The organism is Sphingopyxis sp. YF1 (assembly GCF_022701295.1).
GTDB lineage: Bacteria > Pseudomonadota > Alphaproteobacteria > Sphingomonadales > Sphingomonadaceae > Sphingopyxis.
Genome location: NZ_CP033204.1, coordinates 3,749,496 through 3,767,381, shown reverse-complemented (window position 1 = coordinate 3,767,381; position 17,886 = coordinate 3,749,496). Strand labels below are relative to the sequence as shown.

Below are 17,886 nucleotides of genomic sequence, written 5' to 3'. Positions count from 1 at the left end.
TCATGAGTGCGCCCTCTGCCCCCCCTTATGCCGAAGTGATCGGGGACCCGATCGCCCAGTCGAAATCGCCGCTGATCCACGGCTTCTGGCTCGAAGCGCTCGGCATTGCCGGCGATTATCGCCGCGCGCATGTCAAATCCGACGGCCTCGCGGCCTATGTCGCGGAGCGCCGCGACGATCCCGACTGGCGCGGATGCAACGTCACCATGCCGCACAAGGCGGCGATCATGGACCTCGTCGACGATCCCGGCGCCGTGCGCGGCACGATCGGCGCGATGAACACGGTGGTGCGCCAGCCCGACGGGACGCTGATCGGGACCAACACCGACGCCGCGGGCTTCTATGCGCCGCTTGCCGAGCTCGACCTCGAAGGCGCGCCGGTCGTCGTGATCGGCGCCGGCGGTGCGGCGCGCGCGGTGCTGTTCGCGCTCGCCCGCGCCAATGTCGGGCCTGTGACCATCCTCAACCGCTCGCCGCTGAAGGCGATGGGGCTGCTCGCGACCTTCGGGCTCAAGGGCGATGTGGTGGCGCTCGACGCGCCGCTCCCGCCCGCCGTGCTGCTCGTCAACAGCAGCAGTCTCGGCATGACCGGCCAGCCGCCGCTCGACCTTGACCTGTCGCCGCTCCCTGCGGGGGCGATCGTCTATGATCTTGTCTATTCGCCGCTCCGGACCGGGCTTTTGCAGGCGGCCGAAGCGCGCGGGCTCGACACCGTCGACGGACTCGACATGCTCATCGGGCAGGCCGCGCTCGCCTTCGAGCTCTTCTTCGGCGCCGCGCCGCCCGAGGGGCGCGACGATGAATTGCGCGCTTTGCTGACCGCCGGGTGACCGCGACATGAGCCACTTCAAGCGACCCGCCTCGCGGCTGCGCCGCCCCTTTCTGCTCGGGCTCACCGGTTCGATCGGCATGGGCAAGTCGACCGCCGCGACGATGTTCGAGCGCGAGGGCATTCCGGTGTTCGACGCCGACGCCGAGGTGCACCGGTTGCAGGGCCCCGGCGGCGCGCTCGTCGCGGCGATCGAGTCCCGCTTTCCCGGCACCACCGGCCCCGGCGGCGTCGATCGGCAGAAACTCGGCGCGCGCGTGCTCGGCAACACGCACGAGCTCGCCGCGCTCGAGGCGATCGTCCACCCCGCGGTCGGCCGGGCGCAGAAACGCTTCCTCGCCAGGCATCGCGCGCGCGATCTGGTCGTGCTCGATGTGCCGCTCCTGTTCGAAAAGGGCGGCTGGCGGCGCGTCGGCGCGATCGCCGTCGTCTCGGCGCCGCTGTGGATGCAGACGAAGCGCGTGCTGCGCCGCCCGGGGATGACCCGCGCCAAGCTCAAGGCGATCCGCCGTCTCCAGGTCCCCGACCGCGTCAAGCGCGCGCGCGCCGATTTCGTGATCGAAACCGGCCGCCCCAAAAGCGAGACGCATCGCCAGATTCGCGCCATCGCCTCTTGTTTCCGCGCCCGATAGGGTCCAGATTGAAGCTTCAATGCGCGAGATTATCTTCGATACCGAAACGACGGGGCTCGATCCCAGGACCGGGGACAGGCTGGTTGAAATCGGGTGCATCGAACTGGTCGACCGCCGCGAAACGGGGCGCAGCTTCCACGCCTATTACAACCCCGAACGCGACATGCCCGCCGCTGCCGAGGCGGTGCACGGCCTCTCGATCCAGTTCCTGTCCGACAAGCCGCTCTTCGCCGACCGGATCGACGAACTGCTCGAATTTCTCGGCGACGCGCCTCTGATCGCGCACAATGCCGTCTTCGACTTCGGCTTCGTCAACGCCGAACTCGCGCGTGCCAAGCGCCCCATTCTCGACATGGCGCGCATGTGCTGCACCGTGCAGATGGCGCGCAAGCTCCACCCCGGCGCCAAGCACAGCCTCGACGCGCTCTGCACGCGCTACGGCATCGACCGCAGCCACCGCGTCAAGCACGGCGCGCTGCTCGACGCCGAACTGCTCGCGCACCTCTATATCGAAATGACCGGCGGACGGCAGATCGGCCTCGGTCTCGCATCCGAAGCGCCCGCGCCTGCTGCGGCCGCGGCGTCGGGCCACGCCCCCGCGGCCGCCCCGCGCGCGTTTCGCGAACCCCGTCCGCATGCCGCAACCCCCGCCGAACTGGCGCGTCATGCCGAATTCGTCGCCACGCTGAATCAACCGCTGTGGCACGATAGCCCGTGACGGCGGCTCCGGCCGCCGTCGCTGAGACCCTGGAAGGAGAAGAAAAATGGAAATCCGCGTCTCTGGCCACCAGATCGAAACCGGCGAAGCGCTGCAGGCGCATGTCGCGGACCGGATGAACGCGATCGCCGACAAATATTTCTCGCGCGCGATCGGCGCGCACGCGACCTTCGGCAAGGGACCGCACGACAGTTTCCAGTGCGACATCGTCGCGCATGTGATGCAGGGGCTGGTGCTCAAGGGGCACGGCCAGGCGCAGGACGCGCATGTCGCCTTCGAGGGCGCGGCCGAGCGGATCGAAAAACAGCTCCGACGCTATATGCGACGCCTCAAGGACCGGAGCGGCGGCGCGGCGCCGTCGCCGACGATCGACGAGATACAGGATAACGCCGGCTACACCGTGTTCGACGCCGGCGGCGACGAGGATGAAGCGGGCGATGCGCCGGCGATCATCGCCGAAACGCGCGTCGATATTCCGAGCAGCAGCGTGTCCGACGCGGTGATGATGCTCGACCTTCGCAACACCAACGCGCTGCTGTTCGTCAACAGCAAGACCGGCGCGCACAATATGGTCTATCGGCGCACCGACGGGACCATCGGATGGGTCGAACCGCAATAAGACTGGATTTTCTCCGCCATTCCGCCTAAGGGCCGCGCCCAACGATATCCCCGAAGCCGCTCGGGGCCGGGATGGCGGGGGACGCCAGACGATCCGTGATCGATGCCCGCAGGGGCGAACCGGCCGTGGGGCCGGGCTGTTTGAGATTTGACCAGACGCATGAACCTATCTTCTCTCCTCTATCCGGCGACCGTGCGTGCGCATGTTCAGCTCGATTCGAAAAAGGCGCTGTTTCCGTTCGTCGGCGACCTCGCGGCGCGCTCGCTCGGGCTCGACTCGGGCGAAGTGAGCGAGGCGCTGCTCGAACGCGAACGGCTCGGGTCGACGGGGTTCGGGCGCGGCATCGCGCTGCCGCACGCCAAGATGGCCGACCTCGGCGGGGTGCGCGGACTATTCCTCCAGCTCGCGCGGCCGATCGATTTCCAGGCGGTCGACGGGCTGCCCGTCGACCTGCTCTTCGTCCTGTTGTCGCCGCTCGACGCCGGCGCCGATCATTTGAAGGCGCTCGCGGGCGTGTCGCGCATGCTGCGGAACGAAAGCATCGCCGACCGGCTGCGCGGCGCGAAGAGCGACGAAGCGCTCTATGCGCTGCTCGTCGACAGCGAAGCGCGTGACGCGGCGTAGCGCGTTTCCCGGCCGCCCGTCGGGCAAGGCCGGATCTCATCGTCCGTGACGCGGCTCGCCAGCCGCTTCCTCGTCGACCTGCTGCTGCGCCGGACCGAAGCGGCGGGCGGTTTTGCGGCGATTCTCGCCGCGGGCGACGAGCGCGCCGGGGTGATCCTCGTCCAGTGCAGCGAACGCGGCGCGCCGGGGCCGCTGCTCGAACGGCGCTTTGCCGCCAACGGCGGCTATGTCTGGGAAGCCGTCGGACCCGGTGACGGCGACGAAAGCGCGCTTTCGGCCTATCGCGATCGCCGGAAAAAGGCCGATCCCGACCTCTGGATCGTCGAACTGGATATCGCGGATGCGCCACGACTCGTCGCCGAATGGGGCGAATTGAGTTGACATTGTTGCGGCGCACAATAGGTGGCGCGCACCAATAACGCGTAGGTCGTTCCGCGGGTTGCAGCGAATCTCTTTCGCATGGCGCCCGGCTCCACGGTTCGGACACGCAGTCGGATGATGACCGCAGGCGGACCGTGAACCAGTCTTCCGCCTGTCTTTTCCGGGTCCATCAGCCGCCCTTTTGACGGACCTCATGAGTCGCATTTTGACCACAGCCAGCATGGCTGCCGTTGGCATGACCGTTGCCGCCATGCTGCTGATCGCGGAACCCGGTTTCGCGAATGATCTGGGCGTCGATGCCCCGATCCCCGCCATTACCCTGCCGGGCGCCGATGCGCCGCAGACCGGGACGGTGGCCCCTTCGACCGACACCCCGGCACCGGTCGCCACGCCCGATCCCGTCACCGCCGAACCCGCCGCGCCGCAGCCGGTGCCGGTGACCGCCGAATCGCTCGCCGAACTCGTCGCCGAAACGCCCCGCCCGGCCAAGCTCGACGCCGAACTGCGCTGCCTTGCCGGCGCGGTCTATTTCGAATCGCGCGGCGAATCGCTCGTCGGCCAGCTCGCGGTCGCGCATGTCGTGATCAACCGCGCCAAGTCGGGGCGCTTCCCGTCCAGCCTGTGCGGGGTCGTCCATCAGAAGAGCCAGTTCAGCTTCGTGCGCGGCGGCAAGATGCCGAAAATCCGCGAATCGGGCGCGCTGTGGTCGAACGCGGTCGCCATCGCCCAGATCGCCCGCGACGGCAGCTGGAAGAATCACGCCCCCGGCGCGCTCTTCTTCCACGCACGCTATGTCTCGCCCGGCTGGCGCAAGACGCGCATCGCGCAGATCGACAACCACATCTTCTATCGCTGACCGGGCGCTGCGCGGAGCGCGCCGCACGCCGTCCCCGCGCCGCCGCGATCCGGGCCCGCAAAACGGGGCCATCCCGTTCATTGCCAAGCCATAATATGTGGCGCATGATGCGGGCATGAAGCTTCATTTTCCTGCCGCCCTGCTCTGCGCAGCGGCGCTGGCGCTCGGCGGCTGCGCGACGGCTGTCCCGCCGGTCGAGGTCACCCGTTTCCACGGCAATGCGGTTGCCGGCTGGGCGCCGGGCACGCGCTATGCCGTCGACACCGCGCCGCTCGGCGACGCCGCGGCGATGGTCGGCGCGGCGCAGCCATCGCTCGAATGGAACAGCTATCGCACCGCGGTCGAGCGCCAGCTTCAGCTCCAGGGGCTCGTCGCGGCGGAAAATGGCGCGTCGGCGCCGCTCAGGGTGCGCATCGGCTTCGATCGCAGCGAGCGTGTCGGCGGCGGCGGCAATTCGCCGGTCTCGGTCGGCGTCGGCGGCTCGACCGGCGGCTGGCGCTCCGGCGTCGGGCTCGGCGTCGGCTTCAGCTTCGGCGGCGGTCCGCGCAAGGTGCAGGATCTCCAGTTGTCGGTGCGCATCGACGATGCCGCCTCGGGCAATGCGCTGTGGGAGGGGCGTGCGATCGCCGCGGTGCCGGCCAAGGCACCCGCCGCACAGCCGTCGCTTGCCGCCGCCAAATTGGCCGAAGCCCTATTCAAGGACTTTCCCGGCGAATCGGGACGCACTATCAGCGTCCCATGACCATCAGCATCGACGCCGCCTTCGACAGCGGCAATATCGTCGTGGACTCGCTCGCCGGGACCACCGCCCGGCTCTCGATCCGCAAGGACCGCGAATCCGATTTCTTCCAGTGGTTCCACTTTCGCGTCGCGTGCAACGTTGGCGACGCGCTGGACCTCCGCATCACCGGGCTCGCCGATTCGGCCTATCCCGACGGCTGGTCCGATTATGCGGTGTGCGCCAGCACCGACCGCGAAAACTGGTTCCGTCTCGACACCGATTATGACGCGGGCACCGACGGCGGATCGCTGATCGTCCGCCACACCGCCGAAAGCCCCATCCTGTGGGTCGCCTATTTCGCGCCTTACTCGATGGAACGTCACCACGACCTCGTCGCGTCGGTCGCCGAATGCGAGGGCGTGACCTATCGCCGCCTCGGTCACAGCCTCGAAGGCCAGCCGATCGACTGCCTCGAAATGGGGACGGGCACGACGCAGGTGTGGCTCTATGCGCGCCAGCATCCGGGCGAGAGCATGGCCGAATGGTGGATGGAAGGCGCGCTCGAAAAGCTGACCGATCCCGCCGACCCGCACGCGCGGTCGCTGCTCCGGAAATGCCGCTTCCACATCGTGCCCAACATGAATCCCGACGGCTCGCGCCGCGGCCACCTGCGCACCAATTTCGCCGGGGTGAACCTCAACCGCGAATGGCACGAACCGACCGCCGAACGCAGCCCCGAAGTGCTCTGCGTCCGCAATGCGATGGACGAAAGCGGCGTCGACTGGGCGATCGACGTCCATGGTGACGAGGCGATCCCCGCGGTCTTCCTCGCGGGGTTCGAGGGCATTCCGTCGCTGAAGCCCGAACAGATGGAAAAATACAAGGCGTATGAAGCGACGCTCGCCGCGACGACGCCCGACTTCCAGGTCGATCTCGGCTATGCCGAAACCGCGCCGGGCCAGGCGAACCTCAGCATGTCGACGACGCAGCTCGCCGAACGCTTCGGCGCGGTGTCGATGACGCTCGAAATGCCGTTCAAGGACAATCGCGACCTGCCCGACCCTGTCGCGGGCTGGTCGCCCGAGCGTTCGAAGCTGCTCGCGCACGCGTGCCTCGCGACGCTCGACCGGATGCTCTGATGCCCGATACCGGGGGCGCCTGGCATATCGTCGAGGACGATCTGTCGGGCGCTGCCATCCGCGCGCTGCTCGAGGTGCATTTTGCCGGCCTGCTCGCTAATTCACCGGCGGACAGCTGTCATTTCCTCGATTTCGCCGGCCTGCGCGCGGACGATGTCACCTTCTGGTCGATCCATCGCGGCGACGCGCTCGCGGGCTGCGGGGCGCTCAGGATGCTCGACCCCGCGCATGGCGAGATCAAGTCGATGCGCACGCACGAGGCCTTCCTGCGCCAGGGCGTCGCCGCCCGCATGCTCGACCATATCATCACCGAAGCGCGCCGCCGCGGCGTCGCCCGGCTCAGCCTCGAAACCGGATCGGGGCCCGCCTTCGAACCCGCGCTCGCGCTCTACCGGCGCCACGGCTTCGACGATTGCGAACCCTTCGCCGACTACAAGGCCGACCCGTTCAGCCGCTTCATGACGCGCATTGTCTGAACCGCCGCGCGCGGTTTGCGGTGCCATGGAATCGGACGTTCGCCAAAAGAAACGGGGTCCGGAAGGGACTCCGGACCCCGCTCTTTCCGCCCCTCGGGGCAATGTGTCAGGTCTCAGGCTGCTTTCTTGCCGCCTTCGACCGGTGCCGGGCCGGCTTCGACCAATGTCGGCGTGGTGCCGCCGATCGCGATCTTGTGCGGCTTCATCGCCTCGGGCACTTCGCGCACCAGATCGATGACGAGCAGCCCGTCGGCCAGGTCGGCCGCGCTCACCCGCACGAAATCGGCGAGCTGGAAGCGGCGCTCGAAGGCGCGCGTCGCGATGCCGCTATAGAGGAGCTGGCGGCCCTCGCCTTCGGGCGCGGGGGCCTTGCGGCCGCTGACGGTCAGCATGTTCTGCTGCGCGGTGATATCGATCTCGTCGCTCTTGAATCCCGCAACCGCCACGGTGATGCGGAAATGGTCGTCGGCGACCTTCTCGATGTCGAAGGGCGGATAATTTTCGGCAGCCGAACCGCCGGTCTCGAGGAAATCGAACAGCCGGTCGAAACCGACGGTCGAACGGCGATAGGGGGTCCAATCGAAGCTGTTGCGCATGGGTCATTCTTCCTTTCAAAGCGAAGTCTGGGACCGCGGCGGCGCGCCGCGATCGCCACCCGGCCCCGTTGCGGCGACCGGATGAGGCGAATCTGGGTGCGGGCGAAACCATTTCAAGAGGGGCGTTGGCCTTCTGCGAAAAGCCGCGCTATGGCGCGCGCGATCATCCCCTCCGGAAGGACCGAAAATGCCGCAGCTCATCCTCATCCGTCACGGCCAGTCGCAGTGGAATCTCGAAAATCGCTTCACCGGCTGGTGGGACGTCGACGTCACTGAAAAGGGCGCGGCCGAGGCGTGGGCCGCGGGCGAACTGATGAAGGCAAAGGGGATCGCCCCCGACACCGCCTTCACCTCGGTCCAGACGCGCGCGATCAAGACGCTCAACCTCGCGCTCGAGGCGATGGGGCGGCTGTGGTTGCCCGTCATCAAGGACTGGCGCCTCAACGAGCGCCACTATGGCGGGCTCACCGGGCTCGACAAGGCCGAGACCGCGGCGAAGCATGGCGACGAACAGGTCAAGGTCTGGCGCCGCAGCTTCGACATTCCGCCGCCGCCGCTCGAGGCCGGTTCGCCCTACGACCTTGCGAGCGACCCGCGCTACGCCGGCATCGCGATTCCGTCGACCGAAAGCCTCAAGGACACGATCGCGCGCGTGCTGCCCTATTATCAGGCGGCGATCGAACCCCAGCTCGCGGCGGGCAAGACGGTGCTGATCTCGGCGCACGGCAACAGCCTGCGCGCGCTGGTCAAGCATCTGTCGGGCATTTCGGACGCCGACATCACCGGGCTCGAAATCCCGACCGGCCAGCCGATCGTCTACGAGCTGAACGACGATCTGACGGCGCGCGAACGCTATTATCTCAGCGAACGCTGAATATCTGTTCCACTGATGTGGAACGCGGCACCGGCCCGCTCCCCCACCCGGCCTCCCACAGTGTATCCTGAAATGGGAGGCCGGGTGGGGGAGCGGGCCGGTGCCGCACGCTTCCGCAAAGCGGAAGCAAACATTTACAGCGTCCCCGTCACCGTCAGCTGGAAAAATTGCCCGAACCGGCGCTGGCGCGTTTCCCGGAACGCGATCGGCCCGTCGCGCCGGTCGACGAACACGGTGCGGTCGAATCCGTCCTGCATCCCCGCGAGGTTGCGATACGACAGCTTTACCGTGAAGCCCGCGACGTCCTTGTGCTCGATAAAAGCGGTGACGAACGGACCGACGGTATATTCCGTCTCGATCGCATCGAGCCGAAGGTTCGGGCTGAAGCGTTCGTCGAAATAGCCCCCGCCCCAGGCGAAATTGCTCCCCGGCACGTCGTGGCGCAGGCTGAGGTCGGCGACATATTCCTGCCCCCCGCTCTGGTGGCGCCACCGATCGGTCAGCGGGTCGCGCACGCGGTTCCGCCGCCAGGTGACGTCGGCGTTGATCCGCGCGCCCTTCCACCCCAACGGGTCGAGCAGCAGCGTGCCCTTGCTCGTGACGCGATAGAGATGCGCGGGCGGCAGGTTGCCGCGCCCTTCGGTGGTCGGCGAAAGCGGGATCTGGTCGACCAGATCCTGCGCATAGCCATAGGCGAACGCGACGGACGCGTTGCCCCAGCGGCCCATGTCCTGCACGAACTCCAGTTCGCTGCGGTTGACGACCGGCGGGACGAGCAGGCCGTTGCCGCCATTGCCCTGCCCGTTCGCGACGTCGACCGAACTTGCGAAGTCGAAGAAGTCGAGCTGGTCGACGCGGCGCTGGACGAACCAGTTGATCGTCGTCTTCGGCCCGGCCTTCCAGGCGAGCGCGACCTTGCCCTTCGGCCGGATGAAGCGGCGCCTCAGCCCGCCGGGCCCCGACGAGCTCAGCTCGCTATATTCGGCGGCAAGGTTGATCTGCGCGGTGAGGTTCGGCGCGAGCGCGCGGCCCCAGGTCAAGGACGCCTCGCCGCGCTTCTCCTCGACCTTGGTCCTTTCGCCGCCAAAGGCCACTGGCACGAACCGGCCGTTCGCCTGCAGGACCGCGAATTCGGCATCGACGTCGAGCGTGTTGTACGCGCCCTCCATTGCGACCTGCCAGTCGGTGCCCCCCGCGGTGCGCCAGCTATATTCGCCGCGCAGGATCGATTCGCTTTCATCGGCGGTCTGGCTGAAGCGCTCGCCCCTGCGTCCGCCGATCTCGCGGTCGATGACGAACGTATCGACGAAGGGGCTGTGCTCGAAACGGTAGAGCGAGATCAGCTTCAGCCGCCCCTTGCCCAGCCCCATCTCGTAATCGCCGCCGATGTCGAAATTATATTCGTCCTCGGTGAAGCGGAATTCTTCGTTCACGCGTCCATGGCCTGGCTGCACCGAGGTGCCGGTTACGCGCTCGCGCAGATTCTGCAGCTGCCCGCCGAGATTGAAATTCCATTTGTTGCCGTTGGCGGCGGTGCGCGCGAGCGCTGCCGACAGCCGCGGCCGGTCGCCGTCATAGGCGCCGAACTCGTCGCGCACGAACAGCAACTCGCCGGCGCTGTCGAAGCGTTGCTCGGGTCCCCAATGGCCGTTGCGACTGGCCTCGTTCTTCAGGCTCAGCGTGACCTGCGTGCCTCCCAGCTTGCCCGTGGTCGAAATCTCGCCGTTCAGCCAATTGTCTTCGATCCGCGGGCGCCATTCGGGTTGCCAGCGGAACGTCGTCTGGAACCCGCTGCCGGCGCTCGCGCCGGCGACCAGCACGACATTGGCGACCTGCCCGGTCAGCCCGGGGACGTTCAGGCTCGCGCCGTCGACGATGTCGATATAGGCGACTTGGGTTGCGGTGATCCGCGCCAGCGCGGTGCGCGCGTCGGTGGTCTTGCTTGCGATGCGCTCGCCGCCAATCAGCACATTTTCGGTCGCCTGCCCCAGTCCGCGGGCGCCGCCGTTGGTGCCGGTGACGATCAGGAAGCCGGGCACCTTCTCGACCATGTCGAGCGCGGTGCGCGGCGCAAAGCGCGCGAAATCGTCGGGGGTATAGCGTTCGGCACCGTCCGCCGGCGCGGGAATGGCGGGCGGCGCGTCGCCGGTCGGCACCTGCGCCCACACCGGCGCCGCCGACGTCAACAGCATTGCCGCGAACGACGTCCGACAGATAAAGACCGGCATGACTTTCCCCCCTCGCGCCGCGATCGAGGTGCAGCCCGTCTTTATGCGAATAGTTCGCAATAAAGAATTATCGCCTGCTTGTCTACCAACGGCCGACAGCGCTCGACGAGCGTCGCCGCGGCCGCCGGCTCAGTCGCGCAGCAGCTCGTTGATTCCGGTCTTCGCGCGCGTCTGCGCGTCGACGCGCTTGACGATCACCGCGCAGTAGAGCGACGGCCCCGGCGTGCCGTCGGGCAGCGGCTTGCCCGGCAGCGACCCCGGCACGACGACCGAATAGGCCGGCACTTCGCCGACGAACACCTCGCCCGTCGCGCGGTCGATGATCTTGGTCGACGCGCCCAGATAGACGCCCATCGACAGCACCGCGCCCTCGCGCACGATCACGCCCTCGGCGACCTCGGCGCGCGCGCCGATGAAGGCGCCGTCCTCGATCACCACCGGACCCGCCTGCAGCGGTTCGAGCACGCCGCCGATCCCCGCGCCGCCCGACAGGTGGACGTTGGCGCCGATCTGCGCGCAGCTTCCCACGGTGGCCCAGGCGTCGACCATCGACCCCTCGCCGACATAGGCGCCGATATTGACGAAGCTCGGCATCAGCACCGCGCCCTTGCTGATGAAGGCGCCGCGGCGGACGATCGACCCGGGGACCGCGCGAAAGCCCGCGTCGCGGAAGCGGTTTTCGCCCCATCCGGCGAATTTCGACGGCACCTTGTCCCACCAGGTCGCGCCGCCCGGCCCGTTTTCAATGAGCTCCATGTCGTAAAGCCGGAACGACAGCAGCACGGCCTTCTTCAACCACTGGTTGACCCGCCACGTCCCGCCGGCATCGCGCTCGGCGACGCGATAGCTGCCGTCGTCGAGCCCCGCGAGCGCGGTCTCGACCGCCTCGCGCACCGCGCCCTGCGTGGTCAGCCCCAGCGTGTCGCGCGCATCCCAAGCGGCTTCGATCGTGGCTTGCAGGTCGGTGCTCATGAAATTCCCCAAGGTTGCGGCAGATTGTCGAGCCAGTCGGCGATGTCGCTGACGTGAAAGTCGACATGCTCCGGCAGGTGGTCGCGATGGCCGCTTTCGCTGCCATTGTCCAGCCACACGGTCGTCATCCCCAGCGCCTTCGCGGGTGTCAGGTTACGCGCCATATCCTCGACGAACAGGCTACGCGCCGGATCGACGCCCAGATGATCGACCATCATGCGATAGGCAGCCGGGTCGGGCTTGGGGGTGTAGCCGGTGAGGCGGATGTCGCAGACGCCGTCGAACAGGTCGGCGATCCCGCGCGCTTCGAGCACCCGCGCCGCATAATCGGCGTCGGCGTTGGTGAAGACCAGCCGGCGGCCGGGCAGTCGTTCGAGACCGCTGCGCAGCCGCGCATCGGGGCCGATGCGGTCGAGCGCGATGGCATGGACGTCGACCAGGAAATCTTCGGGCGCGACGCCGTGGTGCCGCATCAGCCCCGCCATCGTCGTGCCATGGTCGTGGAAATAGCGCTTCTGCACGCGCCGCGCCTCGGCGGCGTCGACGTCCAGCAGCCGCATGATGAAGGCGCCCATGCGCTCGTCGATCAGGTCGAACAATTGCGCCGACGGCGGATACAGCGTGTTGTCGAGATCGAAGATCCAGGTATCGATATCGGTCAGGCGCCGGAACATGGGACGGCGCTTACCGGCGGCATGATGGATGGGCAAGCTGCATACATATGGCCCGCTCATATGGTCCGCCGTCACCGCAGGCTTGACCCGGGCGCCGCCTTCCCGTTCAAAACGGACAGCCCCGGGTCAAGTCCGGGGTGACGAAACAGGGGACACCTCCATGAAACCGACGACTTTCCTCCCGCTTCTTCTTCTCGGCACCATGCTTGTGGCACCCGCAGTCGCGCAGACCGCGCGCACCGTCATCCATGTCGGCCATCTGATCGCCGAGCCCGGCAAGCCTGCTCGCGGTGCCTCGACGATCGTCGTCGAGGGCGGAAAGATCATCGCGATCGCCGACGGGCACCAGCCGGCCGATGCCGGCGCGACGCTGATCGACCTTGGCGACAAATATGTCCTTCCCGGGCTGATCGACAGCCACGTCCACCTGACCAGCGACGCGGGCGGCCTCGCCGGCCAGCTCGAGGATGTGACGCTGAGCCCCGCGGCGCAGGCCTTCAATGCCGAGGTCAACGGGATGAAGACGCTGCGCGCGGGTTTCACCACGGTGCGTAACCTCGGCGACGGCGACGGCGCGACACTGGCGCTGCGCGACGCGATCCTCGCCGGCAAGGTGCAGGGCCCGCGCATCGTCGATGCCGCGGCCAGCATTTCGGGTAGCGCGGGGCATATGGACGGCTCGCTTGGCTATCGCGACGAACTCCATCCCTTTTTCGCGGGCGCTGGCAACACCTGCAACGGCGCCGACGACTGCCGTCGCGCGGTGCGCCGCCAGATCGGGCGCGGCGCCGACGTGATCAAATTCGCCTCGACGGGAGGCGTGAACAGCCGCATCGGTGCCGGACTAGGTCGCCAGATGTTCGACGACGAGGCGCAGGCGATCGTCGATACCGCGCATATGTTCGGCAAGAAGGTCGCGGTACACGCGCATGGCGCCGACGGCATCCGCCTAGCGCTGCAGGCTGGTGCCGATTCGATCGAGCATGGCACGATCCTCGACGATGCGACGATCGCCGCGTGGGCGAAGTCGAAAACCTATTATGTCCCGACGCTGTCGACCGTGAACGGCTATAAGGAACGCATCGCCGCCAATGCCAACGCCTATGAACCCGACGTGCTCGCCAAGATCCAGTGGCGCATCGGAATTACCGGCAAGAGCCTCGAGGCGCTCGTTCCACGCGGCGTGCGCATCGCCTTCGGTACCGACGCGGGCGTCTCGAAGCACGGCCGCAACGGCGATGAATTCGAACTGATGGTCCGGCACGGCATGACCCCGGTCGAGGCGCTCAAGGCCGCGACCGTGAACGCCGCCGACCTGCTCGGCCTGTCGGATCAGATCGGCATGATCGCCCCGGGCAAGAGCGCCGACATCATCGCCGTCGCTAGCGACCCGCTCGCCGATGTGACGGTGCTGAAAAAGGTCGATTTCGTGATGGCGCGGGGCGAGGTGGTCGACTGACCATTGGTCCTCCCTGCGGCGCAGCCGTGGGGAGGGGGACCGCTCGCGCAGCGAGTGGTGGAGGGGCGGCGCCATGGCCCCTCCGTCAGCCCTGCGGGCTGCCACCTCCCCATCGCTGCGCGACAGGGAGGATTTCAGTTTGCCAGCGCCGTGCGCAGATGCTGCCACAACGGGAGTTTGGCGGCATAGCCGATCGTGTTCGCAGCGCTGCTCGACGGCAGGTCGACTACCGCGCTGGCGCCGAGCGGCGGCAATTGCTTCCGCCCGATCGCCGCGGCCTTGCCGCCGTTGAACGCGATCATCCGCAACTCGGGCAATGTCTCGACCAGCGCTGCCAGATCATGCGCCTCGACTCCGCGAATCTCGCCGTCGCTGCTCGACCGCCGCTCGGCGCTGCGGATCACGTCCCACAGCCCGATCTTCGCCTTGCGCAGTGCGGCGAGGCGGTCATCATAGGACATGTCTGCCAGCGGCCGGTCGATTACCGCCCCCAGCAGCCGCCAGAACTGGTTCGTCGGATGCGCATAATAGCGTTGTTCGGCAAGCGATCTGGCGCCGGGCAGGCTGCCGAGGATGAGCAGCCGCGTGTCGGCGTCGACGTGCGGTGCGAAACTGGCGTGGCGGACGGGCGGCATGCCCGAACCGATAGCCTGCGCGGCACGGCGCAACAATATTACCGACCCCTTGACCGCGGCGGGAATCGCCGCTAGGGGCGCCCGGTTCGAAAGCGGCGGACAACCGTCATTTTCGGGCCACAACAGCGCTTGAACATTGCTGGCGCGGATGGAGCCTCTGGACAATCCTTGCGATTGACCGGGGTCTTTTGCTGTTACAAGGTCGCCCGTTTTTCGCGGTTTTCCGTGGGGTTCGGACCGGTGCTTCATCCACCGCGGTACAGTAACCGTTCGCCTTGATGGGCGGACATTTGAAGGTGAAGCATTCATGCCCACGATCAACCAGCTGGTCCGCAAGGGCCGGACTCCCCAGAAGGTGAAGTCCAAGGTCCCGGCGATGGACGCAAACCCGCAGAAGCGCGGCGTTTGCACCCGTGTCTACACGACGACCCCGAAAAAGCCGAACTCGGCGCTCCGCAAGGTTGCGAAGGTCCGCCTGACCAACAGCCGCGAAGTCATCACCTACATCCCCGGCGAAGGCCACAACCTCCAGGAACACAGCGTCGTGCTGATCCGCGGCGGCCGTGTGCGCGACCTTCCCGGTGTGCGTTACCACGTCCTGCGCGGCGTGCTCGATACGCAGGGTGTGAAGGACCGCAAGCAGAGCCGTTCGAAGTACGGCGCGAAGCGTCCGAAGTAAGGACCGCTTTTTCGGCTATTTGATCATCCCGCTGCGCCTTGCGCCGGGATGCTGTTGTAAAAGGAATTACCCATGGCTCGTCGTCGTCGTCCTGAACGCCGCGAAATCCTGCCCGATCCCCGTTTCGGGGATGTCGTGCTGTCGAAGTTCATGAACAGCGTCATGCTGGACGGGAAGAAATCCGTCGCCGAAAGCATCGTCTATGGTGCGCTCGAATCGGTCGAAGCCCGTGCCAAGAAGGAACCGCTCGGCGTGTTCCACGAAGCGCTGGCGAACATCCGCCCGAACATCGAAGTGCGCAGCCGCCGCGTCGGCGGTGCGACCTACCAGGTCCCCGTCGAAGTCCGTCCGGACCGTGCGCAGGCGCTCGCGATCCGCTGGCTGATCACCGCTGCGCGCAACCGCAGCGAGACCACGATGGCCGCGCGTCTGTCGGGCGAACTGCTCGACGCGTCGAACAACCGCGGCAACGCGGTCAAGAAGCGCGAAGACACGCACCGCATGGCCGAAGCGAACCGCGCTTTCAGCCACTACCGCTGGTAATTGCGCGGACGCCCCGGCGTCTCGCAATCGCAACAAATCTTCCTATATCGGGGGTGGTCACGCTGACCGCCCCCCAAATCCAAGGAAAAGACCATGGCACGCAGCCATCCGCTCGAACGCTATCGCAATTTCGGTATCATGGCGCACATCGACGCCGGCAAGACCACGACGACCGAGCGCATCCTTTTCTACACCGGCAAGTCCTACAAGATCGGCGAAGTCCATGACGGCGCCGCGACGATGGACTGGATGGAGCAGGAACAGGAGCGCGGCATCACGATCACGTCGGCCGCGACGACCTGCCTGTGGAAGGCCGATGAGGGCAAGGGTCCCGAACACCGCCTGAACATCATCGATACCCCCGGACACGTCGACTTCACGATCGAGGTCGAGCGCAGCCTCCGCGTCCTCGACGGCGCGATCACCGCGTTCGACGGCGTGGCGGGCGTGGAGCCGCAGTCGGAAACCGTGTGGCGCCAGGCGGACAAGTACAAGGTTCCGCGGATGTGCTACGTCAACAAGCTCGACCGCACTGGCGCCAATTTCTATTATTGCGTCCAGACGATCATCGATCGTCTCGGAGCGACCCCGGCCGTCCTCTATCTCCCCATCGGGGCGGAATCGGACTTCGTGGGCCTCGTCGACCTCGTCAACGAGCGCGCGATCATCTGGAAGGATGAGAGCCTCGGCGCGGAATTCTTCTACGAAGAGATTCCGGCGGACATGAAGGACAAGGCCGCCGAATATCGCGAAAAGCTTGTCGAGCTCGCCGTCGAGCAGGACGATGCCGCGATGGAGGCCTATCTCGAAGGCACGCTGCCCAGCGTTCCCGAACTGAAGGCGCTGATCCGCAAGGGCACGCTCGCGCAGGCGTTCGTCCCCGTGCTGTGCGGCTCGTCGTTCAAGAACAAGGGCGTCCAGGCGCTGCTCGACGCGGTCGTCGACTATCTGCCCTCGCCGCTCGACATTCCCGACGTTCAGGGCATCAACCCGGCGAACGACGAACCCGACACGCGTGCGACGTCGGATTCGGCGCCGCTCTCGCTGCTCGCGTTCAAGATCATGAACGACCCGTTCGTCGGTTCGCTCACCTTCGCCCGCATCTATTCGGGTACGCTGACCAAGGGTACCTATCTGAACTCGGTCAAGGACAAGAAGGAAAAGATCGGCCGCATGCTGCTGATGCATGCGAACAGCCGCGAGGACATCGACGAGGCCTATGCAGGCGACATCGTCGCGCTCGCGGGCCTCAAGGAAACCACCACCGGGGACACGCTCTGCGCCACCAACGCGCCGATCATCCTCGAGCGGATGGAATTCCCCGAGCCGGTTATCGAGCTGTCGGTCGAACCCAAGACCAAGGCCGACCAGGAAAAGATGGGCATCGCGCTCAACCGCCTCGCGGCCGAGGATCCCTCGTTCCGCGTGTCGACCGACCATGAATCGGGCCAGACGATCATCAAGGGCATGGGCGAGCTTCACCTCGACATTCTCGTCGATCGCATGAAGCGCGAGTTCAAGGTCGAGGCGAACGTCGGCGCGCCGCAGGTGGCGTACCGCGAATCGCTCGCGAAGCCGGTCGACATCGACTACACCCACAAGAAGCAGTCGGGCGGCTCGGGCCAGTTCGGCCGCGTCAAGGTCAGCGTCGCCCCCGGCGAGCGCGGCTCGGGCATCACCTTCATCGACGAGATCAAGGGCGGTAACATTCCGCGCGAATATATCCCGTCGGTCGAAAAGGGCATGCGCGAGAGCGCCGAGAACGGCCACATGATCGGCTTCCCGATCATCGACTTCGAAATCCGTCTGACCGACGGTGCGTACCACGACGTCGACTCGTCGGCGCTGGCGTTCGAAATCGCGGGCCGTGCGGCGATGCGCGAAGTGGCGGCGAAGGCCGGCATCAAGCTGCTTGAGCCGGTGATGAAGGTCGAGGTCGTGACTCCCGAGGAGTTCATGGGCGACGTGATCGGCGATCTCAACAGCCGCCGCGGACAGATCCAGGGCACCGACAGCCGCGGCAATGCCCAGGTCGTCGAGGCGATGGTGCCGCTGGCGAACATGTTCGGTTACGTCAACCAGCTGCGCTCGTTCACGCAGGGCCGCGCGCAATACTCGATGCAATTCTCGCATTATGAGGAAGTGCCGACCAACGTGGCGGAAGAAGTGAAGGCCAAGATGGCCTGATGGGTCCGGGCCGCGCGGGCTTGCACCGCGCGGCAAGACCTACT

The 17,886-nt window shown here is 66.8% G+C and carries 20 protein-coding genes; 15 read left to right on the top strand and 5 right to left on the bottom strand.

Features of this window, described 5'->3' with window-relative positions; genetic code table 11:
• The first annotated feature begins 2 nt into the window (after nt 1–2).
• The 10 genes from EAO27_RS18195 to EAO27_RS18150 all read left to right on the top strand — a co-directional run bounded on the left by EAO27_RS18195 (nt 3) and on the right by EAO27_RS18150 (nt 6,995).
• Nucleotides 3–830, top strand: coding sequence for a shikimate dehydrogenase (locus EAO27_RS18195; protein ID WP_242772992.1), 828 nt, complete (start codon nt 3–5; stop codon nt 828–830).
• A gap of 7 nt (nt 831–837) precedes the next feature.
• On the top strand, nt 838–1,461 hold the full coding sequence (coaE, locus tag EAO27_RS18190; protein ID WP_242772989.1) for a dephospho-CoA kinase: 624 nt from the start codon (nt 838–840) through the stop codon (nt 1,459–1,461).
• A gap of 19 nt (nt 1,462–1,480) precedes the next feature.
• Nucleotides 1,481–2,179 carry a DNA polymerase III subunit epsilon gene (dnaQ, locus tag EAO27_RS18185; RefSeq protein WP_242772986.1) on the top strand — a complete coding sequence of 233 codons (699 nt, stop codon included), beginning with the start codon at nt 1,481–1,483 and terminating at the stop codon, nt 2,177–2,179.
• A 46-nt stretch (nt 2,180–2,225) separates the two neighbouring features.
• Nucleotides 2,226–2,798: a ribosome-associated translation inhibitor RaiA gene (gene raiA / locus EAO27_RS18180; RefSeq protein WP_242772983.1), complete on the top strand. Its 573-nt coding sequence runs from the start codon at nt 2,226–2,228 to the stop codon at nt 2,796–2,798.
• A 159-nt stretch (nt 2,799–2,957) separates the two neighbouring features.
• Nucleotides 2,958–3,422 carry a PTS sugar transporter subunit IIA gene (locus tag EAO27_RS18175; protein ID WP_242772980.1) on the top strand — a complete coding sequence of 155 codons (465 nt, stop codon included), beginning with the start codon at nt 2,958–2,960 and terminating at the stop codon, nt 3,420–3,422.
• Between the two features lie 45 nt (nt 3,423–3,467).
• Nucleotides 3,468–3,803, top strand: a complete 336-nt coding sequence (locus EAO27_RS18170) for a DUF1491 family protein (protein ID WP_242772977.1) — start codon at nt 3,468–3,470, stop codon at nt 3,801–3,803.
• 235 nt (nt 3,804–4,038) lie between these two features.
• A complete protein-coding gene (locus EAO27_RS18165) occupies nt 4,039–4,659 on the top strand; it encodes a cell wall hydrolase (protein WP_242772974.1) in 621 nt (206 codons plus the stop codon).
• A 115-nt stretch (nt 4,660–4,774) separates the two neighbouring features.
• The gene (locus EAO27_RS18160) at nt 4,775–5,401 is read left to right on the top strand and encodes a DUF4136 domain-containing protein (protein ID WP_242772973.1); all 627 of its coding nucleotides are present in this window, start codon (nt 4,775–4,777) and stop codon (nt 5,399–5,401) included.
• Nucleotides 5,398–6,519 carry a M14-type cytosolic carboxypeptidase gene (locus EAO27_RS18155; protein WP_242772971.1) on the top strand — a complete coding sequence of 374 codons (1,122 nt, stop codon included), beginning with the start codon at nt 5,398–5,400 and terminating at the stop codon, nt 6,517–6,519. Before EAO27_RS18160 ends, EAO27_RS18155 begins: the two co-directional genes overlap by 4 nt.
• A complete protein-coding gene (locus EAO27_RS18150) occupies nt 6,519–6,995 on the top strand; it encodes a GNAT family N-acetyltransferase (RefSeq protein ID WP_242772961.1) in 477 nt (158 codons plus the stop codon). The genes EAO27_RS18155 and EAO27_RS18150 overlap by 1 nt, the downstream gene beginning before the upstream one ends.
• A gap of 113 nt (nt 6,996–7,108) precedes the next feature.
• Here the strand turns inward: EAO27_RS18150 and EAO27_RS18145 are convergent, their stop codons facing one another.
• Nucleotides 7,109–7,591: an Hsp20 family protein gene (locus tag EAO27_RS18145; protein ID WP_242772958.1), complete on the bottom strand. Its 483-nt coding sequence runs from the start codon at nt 7,589–7,591 to the stop codon at nt 7,109–7,111.
• A gap of 187 nt (nt 7,592–7,778) precedes the next feature.
• On the opposite strand from EAO27_RS18145, the gene gpmA reads away from it, so the two are divergent.
• Entirely contained in the window at nt 7,779–8,465 is a 687-nt protein-coding gene (gene gpmA / locus EAO27_RS18140; RefSeq protein ID WP_242772956.1) for a 2,3-diphosphoglycerate-dependent phosphoglycerate mutase, read from the top strand.
• A gap of 134 nt (nt 8,466–8,599) precedes the next feature.
• Here the strand turns inward: gpmA and EAO27_RS18135 are convergent, their stop codons facing one another.
• From EAO27_RS18135 to EAO27_RS18125, 3 genes are all read right to left on the bottom strand, one after another.
• Nucleotides 8,600–10,657, bottom strand: a complete 2,058-nt coding sequence (locus tag EAO27_RS18135) for a TonB-dependent receptor (RefSeq protein WP_242772953.1) — start codon at nt 10,655–10,657, stop codon at nt 8,600–8,602.
• A gap of 165 nt (nt 10,658–10,822) precedes the next feature.
• Nucleotides 10,823–11,665, bottom strand: coding sequence for a 2,3,4,5-tetrahydropyridine-2,6-dicarboxylate N-succinyltransferase (gene dapD, locus EAO27_RS18130; RefSeq protein WP_242772950.1), 843 nt, complete (start codon nt 11,663–11,665; stop codon nt 10,823–10,825).
• The gene (locus tag EAO27_RS18125; protein ID WP_242772946.1) at nt 11,662–12,339 is read right to left on the bottom strand and encodes a pyrimidine 5'-nucleotidase; all 678 of its coding nucleotides are present in this window, start codon (nt 12,337–12,339) and stop codon (nt 11,662–11,664) included. The genes dapD and EAO27_RS18125 overlap by 4 nt, the downstream gene beginning before the upstream one ends.
• 160 nt (nt 12,340–12,499) lie before the next feature.
• On the opposite strand from EAO27_RS18125, the gene EAO27_RS18120 reads away from it, so the two are divergent.
• The gene (locus tag EAO27_RS18120; RefSeq protein WP_242772944.1) at nt 12,500–13,798 is read left to right on the top strand and encodes an amidohydrolase family protein; all 1,299 of its coding nucleotides are present in this window, start codon (nt 12,500–12,502) and stop codon (nt 13,796–13,798) included.
• Nucleotides 13,799–13,932: 134 nt separating this feature from the next.
• Here the strand turns inward: EAO27_RS18120 and EAO27_RS18115 are convergent, their stop codons facing one another.
• Nucleotides 13,933–14,469 carry a DNA-deoxyinosine glycosylase gene (locus tag EAO27_RS18115; protein WP_242772942.1) on the bottom strand — a complete coding sequence of 179 codons (537 nt, stop codon included), beginning with the start codon at nt 14,467–14,469 and terminating at the stop codon, nt 13,933–13,935.
• A 271-nt stretch (nt 14,470–14,740) separates the two neighbouring features.
• On the opposite strand from EAO27_RS18115, the gene rpsL reads away from it, so the two are divergent.
• The 3 genes from rpsL to fusA all read left to right on the top strand — a co-directional run bounded on the left by rpsL (nt 14,741) and on the right by fusA (nt 17,842).
• A complete protein-coding gene (rpsL, locus tag EAO27_RS18110) occupies nt 14,741–15,112 on the top strand; it encodes a 30S ribosomal protein S12 (RefSeq protein ID WP_058805196.1) in 372 nt (123 codons plus the stop codon).
• Nucleotides 15,113–15,184: 72 nt separating this feature from the next.
• Entirely contained in the window at nt 15,185–15,655 is a 471-nt protein-coding gene (rpsG, locus tag EAO27_RS18105) for a 30S ribosomal protein S7 (RefSeq protein ID WP_033074359.1), read from the top strand.
• Nucleotides 15,656–15,748: 93 nt separating this feature from the next.
• Nucleotides 15,749–17,842 carry an elongation factor G gene (fusA, locus tag EAO27_RS18100; RefSeq protein WP_242772940.1) on the top strand — a complete coding sequence of 698 codons (2,094 nt, stop codon included), beginning with the start codon at nt 15,749–15,751 and terminating at the stop codon, nt 17,840–17,842.
• The last annotated feature ends 44 nt before the right edge of the window (nt 17,843–17,886 follow it).